General features: G+C 65.7%; 13 protein-coding genes. 4 read left to right on the forward strand and 9 right to left on the reverse strand.

What is annotated here, in order from left to right; translation table 11 throughout:
* Window positions 1-135: 135 nt before the first annotated feature.
* Complete coding sequence (locus FB460_RS12435; protein WP_142094527.1) at window positions 136-777, forward strand: SDR family oxidoreductase; 642 nt, start codon at window positions 136-138, stop codon at window positions 775-777.
* Between the two features lie 72 nt (window positions 778-849).
* On the opposite strand, the gene FB460_RS12440 is transcribed toward FB460_RS12435, so the two are convergent.
* The 3 genes from FB460_RS12440 to FB460_RS12450 form a co-directional block, all read right to left on the reverse strand.
* Complete coding sequence (locus FB460_RS12440) at window positions 850-1,677, reverse strand: tyrosine-protein phosphatase (RefSeq protein WP_142094551.1); 828 nt, start codon at window positions 1,675-1,677, stop codon at window positions 850-852.
* A 58-nt stretch (window positions 1,678-1,735) separates the two neighbouring features.
* Window positions 1,736-2,557, reverse strand: a complete 822-nt coding sequence (locus tag FB460_RS12445; RefSeq protein ID WP_142094528.1) for an alpha/beta fold hydrolase — start codon at window positions 2,555-2,557, stop codon at window positions 1,736-1,738.
* An 82-nt stretch (window positions 2,558-2,639) separates the two neighbouring features.
* Complete coding sequence (locus tag FB460_RS12450; RefSeq protein WP_246044414.1) at window positions 2,640-3,677, reverse strand: alanine racemase; 1,038 nt, start codon at window positions 3,675-3,677, stop codon at window positions 2,640-2,642.
* A 31-nt stretch (window positions 3,678-3,708) separates the two neighbouring features.
* Between FB460_RS12450 and FB460_RS12455 the strand changes: the two genes are divergently transcribed.
* Window positions 3,709-5,136: a DUF2079 domain-containing protein gene (locus tag FB460_RS12455; RefSeq protein ID WP_142094529.1), complete on the forward strand. Its 1,428-nt coding sequence runs from the start codon at window positions 3,709-3,711 to the stop codon at window positions 5,134-5,136.
* 27 nt (window positions 5,137-5,163) lie between these two features.
* On the opposite strand, the gene FB460_RS12460 is transcribed toward FB460_RS12455, so the two are convergent.
* Both FB460_RS12460 and FB460_RS12465 read right to left on the reverse strand, forming a co-directional pair.
* Window positions 5,164-7,794 carry a YhgE/Pip domain-containing protein gene (locus tag FB460_RS12460; protein WP_142094530.1) on the reverse strand — a complete coding sequence of 877 codons (2,631 nt, stop codon included), beginning with the start codon at window positions 7,792-7,794 and terminating at the stop codon, window positions 5,164-5,166.
* Window positions 7,794-10,559, reverse strand: coding sequence for an MMPL family transporter (locus tag FB460_RS12465; RefSeq protein ID WP_246044415.1), 2,766 nt, complete (start codon window positions 10,557-10,559; stop codon window positions 7,794-7,796). Before FB460_RS12465 ends, FB460_RS12460 begins: the two co-directional genes overlap by 1 nt.
* Before the next feature lie 203 nt (window positions 10,560-10,762).
* On the opposite strand from FB460_RS12465, the gene FB460_RS12470 reads away from it, so the two are divergent.
* Window positions 10,763-11,392 (forward strand): TetR/AcrR family transcriptional regulator, encoded by a 630-nt coding sequence (locus tag FB460_RS12470; protein ID WP_170210100.1) that lies wholly within the window; start codon window positions 10,763-10,765, stop codon window positions 11,390-11,392.
* Here the strand turns inward: FB460_RS12470 and FB460_RS12475 are convergent, their stop codons facing one another.
* The 4 genes from FB460_RS12475 to FB460_RS12490 all read right to left on the reverse strand — a co-directional run bounded on the left by FB460_RS12475 (window position 11,393) and on the right by FB460_RS12490 (window position 18,443).
* Entirely contained in the window at window positions 11,393-12,808 is a 1,416-nt protein-coding gene (locus FB460_RS12475; protein WP_142094533.1) for an ICP22 family protein, read from the reverse strand.
* Window positions 12,809-12,979: 171 nt separating this feature from the next.
* A complete protein-coding gene (locus tag FB460_RS12480; protein ID WP_142094534.1) occupies window positions 12,980-15,541 on the reverse strand; it encodes a glycosyltransferase 87 family protein in 2,562 nt (853 codons plus the stop codon).
* A gap of 105 nt (window positions 15,542-15,646) precedes the next feature.
* Complete coding sequence (locus tag FB460_RS12485) at window positions 15,647-18,028, reverse strand: transglycosylase domain-containing protein (RefSeq protein ID WP_170210101.1); 2,382 nt, start codon at window positions 18,026-18,028, stop codon at window positions 15,647-15,649.
* Window positions 18,021-18,443 carry a DUF5318 family protein gene (locus FB460_RS12490; protein WP_142094535.1) on the reverse strand — a complete coding sequence of 141 codons (423 nt, stop codon included), beginning with the start codon at window positions 18,441-18,443 and terminating at the stop codon, window positions 18,021-18,023. The genes FB460_RS12485 and FB460_RS12490 overlap by 8 nt, the downstream gene beginning before the upstream one ends.
* Before the next feature lie 162 nt (window positions 18,444-18,605).
* On the opposite strand from FB460_RS12490, the gene FB460_RS12495 reads away from it, so the two are divergent.
* Window positions 18,606-19,289, forward strand: coding sequence for a DUF805 domain-containing protein (locus FB460_RS12495; RefSeq protein ID WP_142094536.1), 684 nt, complete (start codon window positions 18,606-18,608; stop codon window positions 19,287-19,289).
* Window positions 19,290-19,314: the final 25 nt, after the last annotated feature.

Raw genomic sequence — 19,314 nt, forward strand, 5'->3', positions numbered from 1 at the left:
CTGGTTGATCGGGAAGTGTCTCGACTGCGCTGGAGGCGCCCCCGCTCGGGAACATCTCAGCGGTACGACGTGTTCTCCTCTCCGCACGATGCTCTGAACGAGCATGTTCTCGCACGAGTCCCCCAAGGAGATCCCATGGCGAACATCACGATCATCGGCGGACACGGAAAGATCGCCCTGCTCACTGCACCGCTCCTCGTGCAGGCTGGGCACGCCGTGACATCGGTCATTCGCAACCCGGAGCACGAGACAGACGTGGCCGCCACCGGCGCCAGTCCGAAGGTGGCCGATGTCGAGCAGCTCAGCACCGAGCGCCTCACAGACCTTCTCAACGGACAGGACGTGGTGATCTGGTCCGCCGGTGCAGGCGGCGGCAACCCCGCTCGGACGAAAGCCGTGGACCACGAGGCCGCGGTGCGTTCGATGGACGCAGCAGCCGAAGCAGGCGCCAAGCGATACGTGATGGTCTCGTACCACGGCGCCCGCCCCGATCACGGGATCGATCCGGAGAACAGTTTCTGGCACTACGCCGAGGCGAAGGCGGCAGCCGATGCCCACCTGCGCGGCACCGATCTGAACTGGACGATTCTGGGCCCGAGCGGACTCACCCTGGAGGATCCCTCGGGCAAGATCGAGGTGGACACCGAACGGTCCCAAGTCTCACGCGCGAACGTGGCCCAGGTCATCGCGGCAGTGATCGCCGACGACACCACCATCGGCAGAACCATCGAGTTCAACGACGGCGCGACCCCCATCGCCGAGGCGGTCACGGGCTGAATCGTCGGCGGGCCAGGCCTTGCCGAAGAAGCGGCCCGACACGACGGCGAGGCACGAAGGCCCCAGCAGCCCTCAGCCCAGCAACTTGGTCTGCAGGGCTGCTTGGTCCTTGGCGTTCCAGCCCAGCTGTTCCATGAGCCGGGGGACGCCGCCCCACTCGGTGTCGATGTATTCCAGCACGGCGAACATCGATTCCGGACGGGTCATGTGCGAGTCGAGGGAGCGTCCTTCGAGCCCTGCACGGTAGGTCTCGCGCGCCAGCAACCGGTCGACGATCTTCTGCATGCGTTCGGAACTGGCGGCGTAGTCGGCGACGATCTGGTCGCGGTCGGCATCCACAAGGCTCAAGGCGAGTGCCACGGTCGTGCCGGTGCGGTCCTTGCCCGCCGCACAGTGAACGAGGGCTGCGCCGTCGGCATGGGCGATGCCGCGCAGAGCCGCGACCACCGATGCGGGCCGGTCCATGATGTAGCCGAGGTAGTGCGAGGCGAACGGGTTCTGCAGTTTGATGGCGTCCTTCTTGTCCATCCATGGCAGTCGCTGACCCGGACGCTCAGCGTCATCGCTGGTGCCCCGACGCTCGGCGTCATCACTGATAATCGTCTCGTTGTGTGCCTCCGGCGCGTCATCGTCATGCTGCTCGGGCAGGAACGAGTGGTTGTGGAACCGGATCTTCTCGTTGCGCTGCAACGGCCCGGGCCCCTCATGGTGCACCTCGTAGTGCGACCGGAGGTCGACCACGTCCGTGACTCCGAGGTTCTCCAACTGGCGAAGGTCGGCTTCGGTCAGTTCCTGGAGGTTGTCGGACCGGATGAGCCGCTTCGGCTGCACAGCCCCGGACGGTGTCTGAATCCCACCGACATCACGCGCATTGACCAATGATTCGAATTCGAGCCACATCACGCGGCCAGACTAGATGGTCGCCAGCTCCGAGCCGCAGCGGCTGGGTCCTGCGGACTCAGTGCTGCAGGAAGTCAGTCACCAGGCGGCAGAACGCATCGGCGTGTTCGATCTGCGTCCAGTGGCCACACTTGCCGAACACGTGCAGCTGACTGTTCGGAATCACCTGCATCATCTTGAGTGAGGTCTCGAGCGGGATCACCTTGTCGTCCCGGCCATGGACCAGGAGCGTGTCATTGGCGATCCGGCCGAGCTCGTCATCGCTGTAGGCCATGGCATCAACCCAGCGTTGACGCGGCGCCGGGAACATGCTGGAGAACGCCTCGGCCACACCCGCGCGGCGGCTCGCCTCGTAACGACCGCGCACCATGTCATCGGTCACCCGCGAACCGTCGTAGGCGAAGGTGGTGCGCATGAGATCGCCCATGAGCTCCTCCGAGGGCTCGTAGCCCCACACCCGGTCGAGGCCCTCGGTGATCTCGAACCGAACACCCACGCTGCCCATGAGAATGACCTTGTGCACCCGCTCGGGGTGATGCACGGCCAGCCCCAGAGCCATGGACCCACCGAAGGAGTTACCGACGACGCTGACCTTCTGCACCTTGATCGCGTCGAGGAAATCCACGATCTGCTTCAGCCACACCTGGCGCGAGTACTCGATGTCCTCGGGCACCTCGGTGTAGCCGAAACCGGCCATGTCGAGTGCCAGCACCCGGAACTGCTCCGAGAGCACCGGCATCTGGAGCCGCCAGTTCGCATACGAACTGACCCCCGGCCCCGAACCATGGATGAGCAGCAGCGGCTCGCCCTCACCGAGATCGTGGTAGTTCGTCGTGATGTCACCGGTCTGGACGCTCTTGCCGATCTCCGGGCTGGTCATGGGGCACTCCTTTGTCTGGGTGCCCCAACCCTACGGAAGTGGCGGGCTCGGACAAGTGCCCCAGCCCGTACAACGGAACGGCTCAGATGTAAACGATCTCGTCGAATGTCGCGATGGTGTTCCGTACCGTCACGGGCACTTCATCACCGATCGCAGGCGGAATCGCGTTCGCCGGCAGGAACACCAACGACGACTGCATGTGGGGAGGTTCGACGAAGGCGCGTTTCTCCCCGGCGACCTCGAACGGCGAAAGGGCTCGGCCCGCCGCATCGAGCATTCCCAGCGCCATGGTCTTGGCGCGGTCACGCATCGAGCGATTGGTCGAGGGCGCCTCGAGCCCGATGCCGTTGGCCGTGCCGCCGCTGACCACAACCACCCAGCCGTTCGCGGGCACTGATTTGCGGTGGTACCCCACGCGCTGCCCCCGAACCACCTTGTGCACGTCCAGAACCGTTGCAGTGACGGTCAATGCGCCCGGATCACCGAGCCACAGGTCGGTGCCGCGACGGAGCCGCACATCCGGCCCGAAGATTTCCCGTAGTCGGTTGTGGTCATCCACGCTCACGTGCGAGAACCACAGGGGTGCCTTGGCTGCCATCCGTGCCGCCGTTCCGATGTGGGTGGCCTCTTCGAGGTTGGAGTCGCCGGCAGGCATCGGCAGGTGAATGGTCCATCCGGCGAAATCGACACGGTCAAGGAACCCGGCCACCTTCGGCAGGTCGTCGAGGGTGATGCCATGACGCTGCATCGAGGTGCGCACCTCCACGAGTACCCGCGGATGCGCGGGCCCTTCAGCCAACCGCGCCAGCTCCGGCAGGTGTGCGACGGTCACGATGACCCGGGAATCCTCCATGATCTCGACCGCTGCGGCATCGGCGTTGAAGAACGGCATCATCACCACGACATCACCGTCGAACTCACGCAGCGCCACCTTGGCCTCGGCCACGCTGCCCACGGCGATCACATCAGCCCCGAGTCGACCGGCGCCACCGGCCAACCGATGTACGCCGAAGCCGTAGCCGTTGCCCTTCACCACCGGCACCAGTCCCGGTAGTTCCATCATGTCGCGGAGGTGTTGCTGCCAGCGGTCGCGTTGAATGCTCAGTCGAAGTCCAGTCACACCTTCACTTTAAGGCGATAGGTTCGCCCCTGTGACCCAGCAGCCCCGTGTGATGCAACGCATGATCGACCACATCCGTCGCATTCCCCGTGAGATGCGGCCGGTCTCCGCCTGGACGGTCTTCTTCCTCGGAACCTTCGTGTACGTCCTGTTCTCGTGGGGTCAGTGGCGGCAGTTCCAGTCACCGTCCTACGACCTGACGATCTTCACTCAGACGCTCCAGCAGTACGCGGGCTTCGATGCTCCGATCGTGACGGTCAAGGGTGTCGGCTACAACATCCTCGGCGATCACTTCCATCCCCTCCTGATCCTGCTGGCTCCGTTCTATGCGCTCGCCCCATCGGCGTTCACGCTGCTGATCCTTCAGGCGTTGCTGTTGTCGGCTTCCGGGTTCTTCATCGCCTCTGCCGCCGATCACCGGTTGGGCCGTGCCGCCGGCTGGCTGGTGGGGCTGGCCTACACCTTCAGTTGGGGTGTGCAGGAGGCACATGCGGTGCAATTCCACGAGGTGGCGATGAGCGCGCTCGTCCTGGCGATCGCCGTGTGGTTCCTCAGCACCGAGCGATGGATCGCCGCCTCGATCACCACCGGACTGCTCGTGTTCGTGAAGGAGGATCTCCCGCTCACCGTCGTGACTCTCGGCGTGGTCATCGCCTGGCTATCCGGACGCTGGGTCCTGGGGGTCGCCGTCTCCGCCTGGGGTGGCCTCTGGTTCCTGCTGATCATGAAGGTGCTTCTCCCGGCCCTGAACCACGAGAACGGCTACGACCACTCCGACAAGATCGACCTCGCCGCCCTCGCCGCCGATCCGTTCGCCGTGATCGCCGAGATCCTCACCAATGACGCGAAAATGGGCACCATCTGGCTGGTACTGGTGGCATCGGCGTTCCTGGTGCTCCGTTCACCCATCGGCTTGGCGGTGATTCCGACGCTCGCGTGGCGCTTCGTCTCCACGAACGAGGGGTACTGGGGCGCCACGTGGCATTACAGCCTCGTGTTGATGCCGATCATGTTCGGGGCAGTCATCGACAGTGCCGCCCGTCTGCGCGGCTCTGCTTCGACATTCTGGCGACGCTGCGGCGATGTCGCCCCCGCCGTCGTGCTGGCCGTGGCGGTGACGCTGGCCCCGAACCTCCCCATGTCCAACCTGATCGGTCCCCCGTTCTGGGATTCGGACCCCGAACGCACCGCCTCGGCGCGCACCGCCGTGGAGCTGGTCGGACGAGGGAATGTCGTGGAATCCGATGTGGGCCTGATGAACCATCTCGTGGCCGGCAACGAGCTGTACTACGTGGGCAGCGAGGAGAACCCCGTCCCGGATTTCATCATCATCGACCAGAACCGCGGCGGCTGGAACATGGAGATCAGGCTCGCCGACTACGCACCCCAGATCCACCCCGACGCCGAATGGCGTGTGATCCACGACGAAGCGGGCATCCAGGTGGCGCAGCGGGTCTGACGACGATCCCGCAGCGCCCGGCAAGGTCTACGTGGCTGCCATCACAAGTCGCCGCAGCTGATCGGGGGTGGCCTGACGCGCGCGCATCACCGCCGCCACCGATGCCGCGGTGCCGACCATGAGCCAGCCGATGGACATCCCCACTGCACCGGTGAGTCCCGCTCCGTCGGTCAGCACCACCTTCAATGCCGTCAGGATGGGCGTCAACGGCGAGAATCCGGCCAGGGTCTCGAAGAATCGAGGTATCGCGGACATGATCCCGCTGGCCGCGGTGAGCGTCACCAACGCCACCGAGACCACTCGTCCGGCACCGCCGAACCATGCCGCGAGCGCGTGGTTGATCGAACCGAAGACTCCGGCCCCCAACACCAGGAGCACGAACACCTGGATGACCTTCGCGGCCGAGAGGTCGAGCACGATCTGCCCGATGATCGTCAATGCCACAGCCTGCACCACCCCGATGGTGACTCCCGGAGCCAGCGCATGCCCCACCAGTTGCCACGTGGGCCGGGTGGAGGTCAGCGTCCGACGTGCGACGGCCTGAACGACCAGGTAGGTCGCCAGGGCGCCGAGCCACAGGGCGAGCACCATCAGCAGGGCGGTCGCGGTCGCCAGTGGGATGAAGCCCGCCGCCTCTTCGCCGGCCACCGGCTGCGCCGCCGCCTCGGACAACATCTCGCGGTCCTTCTTGCTGTACGAGGGCACCTTCTCGGCGCCCTCGTCGAGACCGGTCGCGAGCTGTTCAGACCCGTTGGCCAATCGCTCGCCGCCACGATCGAGCTCAACGACGCCATCGGCGAGTTGACGTGTGCCATCGGCCAGACCGTTGGCCCCGGCCGCGAGCTGATCCATGCCGGTGGCGAATTCGCCGGTGCCCTCTGCGGCGGCCGAGACCCCGTCGGTGTATTGGCCGACGCCGTCGGTGTATTGGGCCACCCCATCGGTGTACTGCGTGACGCCACCGGAGAGCTGGGCAGTCCCGTCGGCGAGTTGCCCTGCGCCCGAGTCCAAATCCTGGATGCCGTTCGCCAGCGGGACCATGCCGTCGGCGAGTTGGCGCGTGCCGTCGGCAGCTGTGCCCAACCCGTCGGCGAGGGAACGGCTTCCGTCGGCTGCCTGGGTCACGCCATCGGCCAGCGTCCCCACGTTGTTGTCGAGTTCATCGGTGCCCGCGGCCAGATCCCGAGCGCCGCTGGCGAGCCGGTCACCGCCGGTCTTGAGTTCGCCGAGCCGCCCGGACTGCTCAACCAGTTCGGGGAGCTGCGGGGCGAGGGCCTCGGCGGTGTCGGCCGCGTCGGCGAGCTCTGGACTGTCAGCGATCTGCTGGGCCCATTCCACCGATGTCAGACCGGTGTCCCCCACCGGTTGTTCGAGTTGCTGTTGGGCCGCGTGCCACTGTGCGCAAAAGGCTTCCTGCTGCTCGGGGGTCACCTCCACGTCGGTCAGCGTGGGGCACTCGGACCGGGTGAATTCGGCGATCTGTGATGCCGCCTCCTGCGCTCCTTCCCTGGCTTCACCCATCATCAACAGTGCGGCCTGGAGAGTCTGGACGTCTTCTTCACTGAGGTTGCTGAGAGCGGACGTGGCCGGCTCGAGGCCGTCCACCAGTTGATTGACGCCTCCCACATATTCGTCGAGGCCAGTGGAGAGTTCCCCGGCTCCATCGGCGAGCTGCCGGGTGCCATCGGTGAGCCGAGGCATCTGCTGCTCGGCCTCACCGAGTCCCCCGGCCAGGGCGTCCGCACCGTCGGCGGCATCGGAGATGCCCTCGGCCAGCTGGTTCGTCTGTGCCGGGAGGTCCTTGGTCTGCGAAGCCAGCTGTCCGGTCCCATCGGCGAGCTGTCCGGCACCCGATGAGAGCTCCGATGCCCCCGACGCAAGCTGAGAGCCTCCGTTGGCCAGTTCAGCGCCCCCGGCCTTGAGTCGGCTCCCACCGGTGGCGAGCTGGTCCATGCCGTCGGCGAGTTCGTGCGCACCGGTCGCGGCCTCCCCAACACCTGCGGCGTACTGTTCGGTTCCGGTGGCGAGCTCGTCGGTGCCCTCGCTCGTCTCTCCGATTCCGTCGCTGAGTTTCCGGGTGCCATCGGAGAGGTCACCGGCAGCGTCGGCAACGGTCTGGAACTGTTCTCCCATCTCGTTGAAGCCGAGATAGATGCCATCGAGATACTGCTTGGTGAGTTCGGTGTTCAGCGTCCCTCGAGCGGTCTCGGCGATGATTCGTGCGATCGTGCCATCGGCGACGCCCGCCGTGGTGGAGGTCTCGATGTCGATCACGGCCTGACGCGCGTCCTCGGCGGGACCACCGAAGGATGTGGCACGGGCCGAGAAGTCCTCGGGGATGGTGATGACGGCTGCGTAACGTCCCGTGGCGAGCCCCTGTTCGGCGTCCTTGTCGTCGGCGAGCACCCACGTGAAGTTGTCGTCGCGACGCTCGGTGAGCCCGGCGGCGAGCTGGCGTCCCAGCGGCACCGGCTGGCCGTCGATCTCGACCATCTGGTCGTGGTTCACCACCGCGGCCTGCACATGGGACATGCGTGATTCGGACTTCCACAGGGCTCCGAGGAATCCGGCGGCGACGATGATCGGCACCAACAGGATTCCGATGAGCGACAACAGCCGCACCGGCTTGCCCGAGTTCGCGCGCTCCAGGTTGAACATCACTGGCCTCCAGCGGTGACGAGTTCGGCTGCCCGGTGATGGTCCGAGAGCAGCTCGATGGTGTGGTACGTGGTGGTGATGAGGGGTTCGACGACGTCGAGATCGGCGACGCCGAGCACGACCGTCGGCTGCTCGTCGTCCCCGAGCCGCCCGGCCAACAGGTCGGCGAGGGCATCGCGGTCATCGGCCGTGGGGAGGGCGTCGGCGGCATCGATCACGATCATCGGTGTGTGACGCCTCAGCGCGCGCTCGAGGTCGGCCCGCAGGTCTTCTGCGGTCGATCCGTCGATCAACGCGACCTGACGGCGCACCTGCGCGGATTGCTCGGGCAGCAGCCTCCCGAGCACCTTGGCGGTTCCGACGGTGCCGCGTAGGCGTCCGGCGAGGGCATAGAGCAGGGGCAGGCGTCGACGCCGGTCCGATTGCACGACCAGCACGTCCCCGTGAGGCACGTCGAGGTCGATCGGTGCACACAGGTTGCCCGACGCCGGGGTGTGTGGCGCGAATCCCTCGACGCGCACCGCCCGGCCACTCCCCCAGTCCTGCAGATTCACCATCCGGGTCATGGCGTCGCCCTCGACGTCGAAGGTCGGCAGACGCTCATCGAGCCACTTGGGGATCCACCAGGCCTTGTCGCCGAGGAGTTTCATGACCGCAGGCACGAGCGTCATGCGCACGATGAACGCATCCACGGTGACGCCGATGGCCAGGCCGAAGGCGATGGCCTTGATCGCGCCCATGCCCTCGGGCACGAAGAACGCGAAGACCGCCACCATGATCGACGCGGTGGCGATGACGACCTTGCCCGACCCCACGAACCCCAGCCGAATGGCCGATTCCGCGTCGGCGCCGTGCATGTACTCCTCGCGCATACGGGCCACGAGGAACACCTCGTAATCCATGGCGAGCCCGAAGAGGATCCCCATGAGCAGGATCGGGTAGAAACTGACGACCGCCTGCGGCTGTTCCAGATTGATCACCTGCATGCCGATGCCGTGGTGGAACACGATGACGGTGGCGCCGAAGGCCGAGCCGACCGAGAGCAGATATCCAAGTGCCGTTTTGATCGGGATCGCGATCGATCGGAACACCATCGTCAGCAGTACCAGGGAGAGTCCGACGACGAAGATGCCGAACGGCAGCAGGGCCTGGGCGAGCCTGGTGGAGATGTCGATCTGCACCGCGGTCATGCCGGTGACGGCCGTGGGGACGCCGTACTGCTCCTCCCATCGGGGTTGCAGTTCACGGATGTGTTCGACGAGTTCGGTGGTGGCCGGATCATCGGGTGCGGTCTCGGGGATCACTTGGATGAAGCCGGTGTCGGCGTTCGGGTTGGGGGTCGCGAGCGCGACGAGTTTGACGCCGGGCACCGATTCCACCTCACGCTTGAGGTCATCCATGAGCCCGAGCGGATCGGTGGACTGGATGATCTCGGCGGTGACGATGAGTGGCCCGTTGTAGCCGGGACCGAATTTCTCGGCGGTCAGGTCGTAGGTCTCCCGTTCAGGGGAACCGATCGAGTTCTGCCCGGGGTTGGGCAGTGACAGCTGCAGATCCTTGCCGGGCACGCTGAGGGCACCGAGGGCCACGACGATCACGATCACGGTGAGCCAGGGCCAGGTGATGGCCCAATGCACCCACGTGCCGAGAAAGCCACGGCCCGCTCGCTTCGGTTCGGCCCGCTGCGGCATCTCCGACGGCTCGTCCTCGGCCCGGCGTCCCCGACTCTTCTGGGCCCGAGTCTTCCTGGCCCGGGGTCGCAGACGTTCACCGGCGAACCCCATGAATGCGGGCAGGATGGTCATGGCGATCAGCACGGCGAGGCCCACACCGATCGCCGCGAACACACCCATCACCGTCAGGAACGGGATGCGGGCCACGGCCAGACCCACGAGCGCGATGATGCAGGTGATGCCGGCGAACACGATGGCCGAGCCCGCCGTCGCAAGTGAGCGTGCCGCCGATTCCTCCGCGTCGAGCCCCTCGCCGAGTTGTTCGCGGTGCCTGGTGAGGATGAACAACGCGTAGTCGATACCGACGGCCAGGCCGAGCATCACCGACAGGATCGGTGTGGTCGAGGAGATCGTCATGACGCCGGTCGCCGCCAGCATCAACAGCGAGGACGCGCCGACGCCCCACAACGCCGTCACGATCGGCATACCGGCGGCGATGGCCGAGCCGAGCGTCACCAACAGCACGATGAGCGCCACGATGACGCCGAACACCTCGGTGATCGACAGCCCCGGGATCTCGACAGCGAATGCATCTCCACCCATCGCCACCTGACTCCCGGCGGGCAGGTCGGCTTCGATCTTGTCAGCGATATCCAGCAGTGGCTGGAGTTCTTCGTCGGTCACCTCGACCGGATCGACGGTGAGGGTCAGGTTCACCAGGGCTGCGGAGCGGTCATCGTTGATGAGTCCGTCGATGAGGTCGTCATAGGGCGACGCGACGGTGTCGACGACCTCGAGGTCGTCGAGCCGGTCGAGTTCGTTCTCGACGAGGGCACGGAATCCGGGGGAATCGACCGTGGTGCCCTCCGGCGGCACGATGACCATCGTCGCCCGGGTTCCGGCGACCTCCGGGAATGTCATGTAGAGCTGGTCGAGCGCCACCTGCGAGGGGGTTCCGGGGATCTCGAACTCCTCGTTGAAACCGGTGTGGAGCAGACCTGCGAGGCCGCCGAGCAGCACCAGGATGCCGAACCACACCAGGACGACTCGTCGGCGCATCCGGAAACACCAGCGCCCGAGCGCGTACAGCATCGTCGACACGTCTGCCCCTCCTTCGCCGGCGCGGCGAGGCCTCGCACCAACTCTCCTGCTCATCCGGGTATCGACCCGTCCGGATGCGCGAATCCACTCGATACAATCCTGTATCCAATACATGACTGTATCCGATAGGCTGAGGGCGCCCAAACAGATACGGAACGCCAAGTCCCGTTCGCGGCGACAGGAGCCCGGTGAGCATGCCGACACACAGCACGCAGGTCAGCCCACGGCGTCTGGAGACCCGTAACCGGCTCGTCGACGCCGGCCTCACCGTGATCGCCGAGCGCGGCGTACTTGGAGCGAGCGTCGAGCAGATCTGCGAGGAAGCGAACTTCACCCGCGGAGCGTTCTACTCCAATTTCGATTCCAAAGATCAACTCTGCGCCGCGATCATGCGCGAGAAGTGCGACGACATCATCGCCGCAACGCGTCACACCGCCGCAGACCTTCCCCTCTCGGTGGAAGGAACGCTGCCCAATATCGTCGACACCGCCGTCGAGCGATTCATGGCCCTGCAGCGAAGCGATCCCAGATGGCCCATCGTCTCGGCCGAACTGCGGCTGCACGCGGCACGCTCCGCCGAGTTTCGCCCCATCTATCTGGCCCTGCGTCAGGAGATCCACACCGAAGTGGGGCGCATCTTCGCGCCGGCTCTGACGCAACGCGGGCTCAGCCTGCCGGTGCCCATCGAGCAGGCCCTGGCCCTGATGGAGGCGGCCCAGGAGAGCGCCACACTCCAGGCTCAACTGCTGACCGACGAACCTGATCCCTCCGAGGTGGCCGGAGACCTCAAGGCCTTGTTGACGGCCCTCGTGCGGCCCGCCTGATCAGCCCTCTTCGCCGCTGCACACCTGTTTCTCACCGACGCCGGTGCCGAATTCGGTGCCGCCGAACACGTCATCCCGCACGAAGTCGTAGTAGGCCTGCTTGGCCGGGTCATCGTATGGATTGTCGGCTGCGCAGCGGGCCACGTAATAACCCACGGCGTCGGCGAACGTCTCGTCGGGCGTCGACCCGTACTCACTGATGGGGCCCAGCCGGTTGAACAGGTCGTTGGCGCGCTGCCAATAAGGCGGATTTTCGAAGCGGTCGGTGTTCATCACGTGCGCGAACTCGTGGATGATCAGCCGCACGAGGCGTCCGCGCTGCCCCTCGGCGTAGCCGGCCTGGAACTTGGCCATGTCGAGCGTCACCGTGTGCGGACGCGTCAGGCCGTAGTCACCCCAGGCCCAGCTGGTGCGCGGCGGGGACGAGGAGACGGTCAACGAACCACCGTTGCCGTTCTTCACCTTGTCGAGATAGGAGGTGCAGTCGACGGCATCGAGGGTCGTGGCGAAGAGCCGGACGGCGTCGGTGTGGGCGGCATCGGTCCATTCGGGTCCGACCAGGCTGATACCCCAGTGCTGCTGCATGCGGCCGACGTTGTCGGCGAGTGCGGCGTCCTCGCGCCACTCGAATTCCATCGGGCAGGGCTGGGCGATACCGGGAACGGGCCCCGGCACGGGATCCAGCTGCTGTGCGGGCACCGGCTCGGGAGCAGGAAGATCCGCGACCTCGGCCGCGTGCTGCGGCACGGGCGGTGCAGCGGCATTGGCGCTGATGTGGTCGTTCGAGCTCTGTCCGGCGATCACGAGCGGCAGCGTCACCGCCGCGACCAGCGCAATCAGCCCCACCACCAGACGCAGGTTGCGCCGTGCGGGCACATAGGGCGGAGGTGGCCCCTCGGCACGACGACGCGGGGCGAGTTCATCCTCGTCGTCCGGGTCGGACGCATCTTCTGGACCATCGTCCTGCTCGGGCGCATCTTCTGAATCGCCGCCCTCCGGCTCGTCGCCTTCAGCACCCTCATCTCCAGCGCTGTGAATCGCTTCGTCGACGACGATGGGGTTGATCGCGGTGTCCTCCAGAGCCTCGCGCCCCGGGCCCTCGACATCGGACTCGGCGAGCCCCGTCGCACCGGCTGCGGGGGCGTCGTCGAACGAGTCGGCGGGGTCATCGGCGAAGCGGCGGCCGGGAGCCGTCTGCGTCGACTCGTCAGCAGGCTCGTCATGAGCATGTTCGGGCGCTGGCCCGGCGGCTGCTCGACGCCCGGGCGCGCTCTCGGTGGCGTCGCTCCAGCCCTGCGCTCGACGCCCGGGTGCCTCGCCCTCCATCGCGTCGACCGGTGTTTCCGCAGCCGCGCGTCGGGGCGTGCCGAGTGAATCACTGTCGCTGAAGCCGAGGCCTCGCGCCGGTTCACGCACCACTACACCCCCACGAGATAACCGTTCCCGAATACTGAGAAACCGTACCCGTCACCACGAGGCTGGCCTAATCGATCGTGACGTCATCGCAGCGGATCCTGCCGCCCATTTGTTCACACACTCGCGGTTCACACCAACACTGCAGCGACGAGGAGAAACCCACGATGAGGATCAGCTCGCCCACTGCCCCCGGAAGAACATGTCGGCCCACCACGACATGAGGATCAGGCTGAGAACGATCCATGTCCCGATGGCGACCCGATGCCCGGCCAGAGCCGCGTCACTCCTCGGACGGTGACGCACGAACTCGGCGGCCACGAGCCAGAGCGGAAACCACAGCAGGGTCGCGCGGTTCACCGAGAACAACCAGTACGACGTCATGAATGCGATGACCTGCAACCCGACGAACGTGGCCTCGGCCCAACGCCTGCGCGCCGCAAGAAATCCGGTGAGGACCAGACCGACGGCGGTGGAGACGAGCTCGAAACGGAACATCCAGCCCCAGCCGGGCTGGTCGTGGTACATGCCGCCGAACTCCGCAGGAGGCAGTGTGTTCATCACCGACTGCCAGGGCCAGTGCCAGCCTCGCACCCAGCCCTCCTGCTGTGCCTCGAACCATGCGGTCCACGAGCCGGTCAGGCCGTGGAGATAAATGAGGTAGGCCGCGATCACAGCCGCCGGCAACAACAGCCACACGGCGCGTCGCACCATGCACGCGAGACGCTCGGCGATGCTGCGTCCGGCCACCTCGTGGGTGAGCGCGAGGATGCCGAGACCCGCGATGAGGAACAAACCCGAGACGCGGAAGGCACTGGCACCTGCAGCTAGAAGACCGGCCTGCCACCATCTGCCGGCACGGGCCCGTTGCCAAGCCCAGAACGCGAACGCGCAGAACGGCGCTTCGGTGTAGGGAACGGTGGTGAACACCGCGGTCGGAACGATGAGCCACAACCCCGCGGCCCACACACCGCCCATGCGATACAGCGCCCACGCGGCCAGCACGGCCGACACCGTCGCCACGGCGATACCCGTCACCACCGGCGGGACACCGACGACCATGAAGACCTTCAACACCATGGACAGTCCGGGGAAGAAGGCCATGGTCTTGGAGTCGGCCAGATACCCGTTCTGGGCGATGCCGACGAAATGTTCGACGTCCCAGTGGGACAAGGAGGTGACCATCTCGGCCATGAATCCGCGGTCCGATTCGGCCCCGGCGACCGCCAGGACCAGTGCGAGCACGATCATTCCGCGCGTCACCACGAACGTCCCGATCAACCATCGCACTTCATGGACGCCGGCGATGAGCGGTTCGGCACCACTGATGGCGTCATTGACGCGCCGCCGGACGGCGGTGGCCCACGCGGCGTCCTGGGCGCCGTCGAGGGTTCCGCCGTGTGGGTCGTCGGTCCACTCGTCCAGATTCGTGCGTCCGGCCCGGATGGGGTCGTGGGCGGGTCGCAGGATGTCGCGCGCGACCAGCACGGAGAGCGCGAGCTGCACCGCCAGCCGCAGCAGCGTCGCGAGCCAGTAGAGGCGATCGGCGCCATCGCCGGGGGGTGAGATCTTGCCACCGAGGTGGGCCCAGATCGCGTAGACGTACAGCGCCTCGGCCACCATGTAGAGCGCCCATTCACGCCACTTGGGGCGGGCCAGCACCAACAGCGGCAGGAGCCAGAGCACGTACTGCGGCGAGTAGACCTTGTTGACCAGCAGGAAGGCCGAAACCACCAGAAAGGCGAGTTGGGCGAAGCGGGGACGCGTCGGCGCGAAGAACGCGAGACCGGCGACGATCGCACAACCGATCACGAACAGCAGCGTCCACACCGTGTTGAGGTCGTGCACCGGGAAACCGGCGAGCTTGAAGACGTACCAGAGGGAACCGAAGTCGCCTTCGCGTTCGGAGTTGAACTCCCAGAAGTTTCGCCACGCATCGGGCGCCAGCAACATCGCAGGCAGGTTGCACACGAGCCAGGCGGCCACGAACGTCGCGAGTGTTCGCAAGAAGTCCTCGATCCGACGCGAGCGCAGGCACAGGATCAGCAACGGGCCGAGGATGAACAGCGGATAGAGCTTGGCCGCCATACCCAACCCCAACAACGCGCCGGCCAGCAGGGGGGAACGTCGGGCCCAGGCGAGGATGCCGAGGCTCGTGAGGGCGACGGGCAGGAAGTCCCAGTTGATCGCACCGGTCAGGACCACTGCGGGAGCGACGGCGATCATCAGACCGTCCCACGGGCGGTTCGGCGTCAACACCACATGGGCGACGACGATCGCCAGCAACAACGCGAAGGTGACGGTGAAACTGACTGCGGCGAAGGTGTTGGTGGCCGTTGCGTAGTCATTGCCATCCAGGCCCGGCCCGACCGGGGCGCCCACCGCCACGGTGATGATCCGCAACAGTTCGACGAACCAGCCGGTCAGGACGGGGTACTCGAACGCCGGATAGTCACCGGCGTCCAGATAGGGGGTGTTGCCATCCAGAAGGCCACGGCCCCCGTAGAGCACGGTGACGTCGGTGTAGCAACGCGCGCCGAACGCGTCAGGAGCCTCGGCACCCGGGGTGAGCATGCACGGGAGCTGACGCCACATCGTGTACAGCCACATGATGGTGGCCGCCAACACCGCGACGCCTGCGACGTTCGCCAAGGACTCCGGGCGACGCTCATGCCTCCCCGGAACCGCACCGACGGCACGACCGATGACTCGAACGAACGGGTCGATGGTCCGCACGTGCGCTCCTCCACTCTCCCTACGGCGGTTCCGCAGAACGGGCCACGGACGCGGCCCCGCGTCAGCCTAGGGGAATGATCGTCTCCGGGGACATGTGGACCCGAATCAACCTCCGGATGATTCCGAGCCGCCGGAACGGCCGCTTCCGCCCGAACCGCTCGACCAGCTCTTGCCCGACACCGAACCGCCGCTACCGCCGGAACCACCCGAACCACCGGAACTGCCAGAACCGCCGTTCCCACCGGAGCCACCCGAGCCACCGTTCCCACCGGAACCACCCGAGCCACCGGAACCGTCGCCGTTCGATCGGGTCTGCCCCGAGGTCGGCTGCTGGGATTTCGCAGGAGGAGCCTGCGTGGGCTCGGGCGCCTGGGACGGTTCGGTCGGGGCCTCACTCGGCTGCTCCGACGGCGGCGCCTCGGTGGAGGGCTGCGGCTGCTGTGGGCCATCCCCCGGATTCGAGGGGGCCTCACCGGTGCCACCAGTGGGCTGACGTCCAGCCGTGCGGTTGCCGTTGATGAAGGCCGGCTCGTCGAAATCCTCGACGGGCTGCCCCTCGGTGGCCTGTGTCATGAAGTCGAGCCACATCATCGCCGGATAGGTGCCGCCGAAGAACGTGCCGTCACCGGGCCGTTTGTAGGGGGCCAGGTCTCCGGTGCCCTCGGGCCCCTCGACGAACATCACTGCGGTCGAGATCTGCTTGGTGTAGCCGACGAACCACGCCGAGATGATGCTCTCGTCGAGCCCTGCTGTGCCCGTCTTGCCCGCCACCGGGCGGCCCAGCTCGGTCACGCGTGAACCGGTACCCGCCTCGGCGACCTGCCGCAGTGAATAGGTGACATCCGCACTGAGGTCCTGAGGGAAAGCCTGTTCTCCCTGGGTGTCGGCCTCGTACAGCACCTTGCCGTCGGCGTCGGTGACCTTCTGGACCACATGGGGCGCCACGTGGCGTCCACCATTGGCGAAGGTGCCGTAGGCCGCGGCCATGTGCAACGGGCTCACCTCGGCGATACCCAAGGCGGCTCGCGAGGTGTCCGCATTCCATCCGGCGGCCGGGGGCGCCCCGGCGTCCTCCGCCGCTTTCAAAATCTTGGCGGGTCCGTCGTCCATCTGCGTGGTCATGTCCACGAAGGCGGTGTTGATCGACTCCGACATCGCCTGGATCATGTCGACCATGCCGTACTCATGGTGGAACTCGTTACGCGCCTCGACGGTTTCACCTTCAGGGATGAATGTGTTGCCCTGAAAGGTGTCGTAGAGCCCGAAACCATCACGCAGGCCAGCAGCCAGAGCGAAGGCCTTGAACGTCGACGCCGACTGCCGCGGCGTCGTCGCCCAGTTGCGCTGATCGCTGATGTAGTCGGGCCCACCGTAGATACCGAGCACCTCGCCAGAGGCGTTGTCCACTGACGCGATCGTCGGATGCAGCTGGCTGGGATCTTGGCCGGCAGCAGTGGCGATCTCATTCTGATAGCCCTGAGCGGTGCGCTCGGCATGCTCCTGGATTCGTGGATCGAACGTGGTGGTGATCGTCAACCCACCACCGTTGATCTGCTCCTCGGTGAGACCGGCCGCCTTCAGCTCCGCCTCCACCATCACCATCAGATGACCCTTGGTGCCGGCATAGCGCTCATTGATCGGGATCTCCGGGAACTCCGGCAGTTTGTTGTACTCGACACGCTGCTGCGGCGTCAGCGTCCCCATCTCGACCATACCGTCGAGCACATAGTGGTAGCGCTCGGTGATGCGGTCGATGTTGGCGGGATCATTCGGGTCGTAGGACGTGGGGTTGTTGATGGCGGCAGCGAGAAAAGCCGCCTGCGGGACGGTGAGATCCTTCGCATCCACGTCGAAGAAAGACCTCGCCGCCGCCTGCGCGCCGTACGCCCCGCGTCCGAAGTAGATCGTGTTCAGGTAGCCGCCGAGGATCTCCTCCTTCGGCACCTCACGCCCCAGTTTGACCGCGATGAACAGCTCCTTGAGCTTGCGTTTCACGGTGCGCTCCTGCGAGAGATACAGGACCTTGATGTACTGCTGCGTGATCGTCGATCCGCCCTGCACCTCGCCACCACGGGCGATCACCCACAACGCCCGCAACATACCGGACGGTGAAATACCACCATCGGTCCAGAACGTCCGGTTCTCGGCGGCCACCGCAGCGTTCTTCAGCGAATCGGGCATCTCCTCATACGGGATCGTCTGCCGGTTCTGCGACGCGAACGAGCCGAGTTTCTGCCCATCCCGCCAATTCACGAACGACGTGTTGGCCTGGAACTCCTCATTGGGGTCGGGGATCTCGGTGCGGCTGTACCCGACCGCGAGACCAGCGACGCCCAAGATCATCGCCAACAGCACCACGATCGTGGTGCCCTGAAGGATCCGCACCGACCACTTCCGGAACGGACTCACCTTCTTGCGCGACCCACCCTTCGAACGGGCCGTCTTCGGCGACTTCTTGGATGCAGACGGTTTGGAGGCCTTAGCCATAGATGTCCTCAACGGTTCTCTGACGACGTGGAGGGCGGCGACGCTTGCCGTCACCCAGAAGATAAGAGGCGATCATATGGTTCCAACCACACTCGGTACAGACCTCGACGATGCACACCTTGAACTCCCCGTACTCGGTCTGCATCTCCTCAAGTTCGGGGGGCTGCTTGATCCGGCCGGAATATTGACCGAGCTGCTCACCGAACACGTAGTACAGCAGACGCATCTGTCCCGATGCACACACCGGGCACGGTTCGTCATGGTCCTGACCGTGATGCAGAGCCGCGCGAATCAGCAGCGGCTCCGCGTCACACACGTCATGTGACGAAAGGGTACGCACAGGGCGCCGCAGCGCCCGCAGTGTATTGCGACGCTGCAGCGCATAGTCCACGTACTCACGCTGCGACCAGAACATGGCAACGATGGTACGCCCGAAGAAAACAACAGGTTACAGATTCATTTCCAATGCACTCATCATTCGGACAATGCGCCTGATGCTGCTAAATTTCCGCCGGACCACCGCTTTGGAGCGTGGCCGACGGCACACAGAGCCGCTTCACAATCAAGGGGAGTACGCGTGAGCTACAACAATTACGACAGTAACCAGTACGGCGGCCAAAGCGGCTACGGCCAGAGCGGTCAGGGTGGTTACGGTCAGGGTGGTTACGACCAGGGCGCCTACCAGCAGCAGGGCTACGGTCAGGGCGCCTACCAGCAGCAGGGCTACGGTCAGGCACAGAGTGGCTACGGCCAGCAGGATTACGGACAGGCTGCATACGGTCAGGCCGGTTACGGCGCCCCCGTCGGGGCACCGCGTCCTCCCGTGAGCTTCATGCCCGCAGTGAAGTTGTTCTTCAAGAACTACGCCAAGTTCGATGGCCGCGCCAACCGCGGTGAGTTCTGGTACCCCTACCTGTTCAACATGATCGTCGTATTCGTGCTGATGATCCCCGTGTTGATCGGCGCTGTGGTCGCCGGAGCCTCGTACGACCCCTACACCGGCTCCGGTGGCGGTGGCGGGGCCGCCATCGCCGTCATCGGTTACGTCCTCCTGGGTCTCTACGGCCTCGCCATGACGGTTCCCACCTACTCCTCGATGATCCGCCGACTCCACGACACCAACAAGAGTGGTTGGCTCGCGCTTCTGGTTCCCTTCGGCCTCGGCATCATTCCCCTGATCATGTGCATCATGGATTCCGACCCCGCCGGCGTGCAGTACGACAACCCGTCCAACCCGCCGGCGACCGAGGCCGATCTCTGATCTGCTGACGGCGTCTGCTGAACGT

Origin of the sequence: Propioniferax innocua, from assembly GCF_006716235.1 — a bacterium.
Classification (GTDB): domain Bacteria; phylum Actinomycetota; class Actinomycetes; order Propionibacteriales; family Propionibacteriaceae; genus Propioniferax; species Propioniferax innocua.

What these genes read in the sequence shown, in the direction of transcription:
- FB460_RS12435 (WP_142094527.1), top strand. Translation starts at nt 136, where the DNA reads ATGGCGAACATCACGATCATCGGCGGACACGGAAAGATCGCCCTGCTC.
- FB460_RS12440 (WP_142094551.1), bottom strand. Translation starts at nt 1,677, where the DNA reads ATGTGGCTCGAATTCGAATCATTGGTCAATGCGCGTGATGTCGGTGGG.
- FB460_RS12445 (WP_142094528.1), bottom strand. Translation starts at nt 2,557, where the DNA reads ATGACCAGCCCGGAGATCGGCAAGAGCGTCCAGACCGGTGACATCACG.
- FB460_RS12460 (WP_142094530.1), bottom strand. Translation starts at nt 7,794, where the DNA reads ATGTTCAACCTGGAGCGCGCGAACTCGGGCAAGCCGGTGCGGCTGTTG.
- FB460_RS12465 (WP_246044415.1), bottom strand. Translation starts at nt 10,559, where the DNA reads ATGCTGTACGCGCTCGGGCGCTGGTGTTTCCGGATGCGCCGACGAGTC.
- FB460_RS12470 (WP_170210100.1), top strand. Translation starts at nt 10,763, where the DNA reads ATGCCGACACACAGCACGCAGGTCAGCCCACGGCGTCTGGAGACCCGT.
- FB460_RS12485 (WP_170210101.1), bottom strand. Translation starts at nt 18,028, where the DNA reads ATGGCTAAGGCCTCCAAACCGTCTGCATCCAAGAAGTCGCCGAAGACG.
- FB460_RS12490 (WP_142094535.1), bottom strand. Translation starts at nt 18,443, where the DNA reads ATGTTCTGGTCGCAGCGTGAGTACGTGGACTATGCGCTGCAGCGTCGC.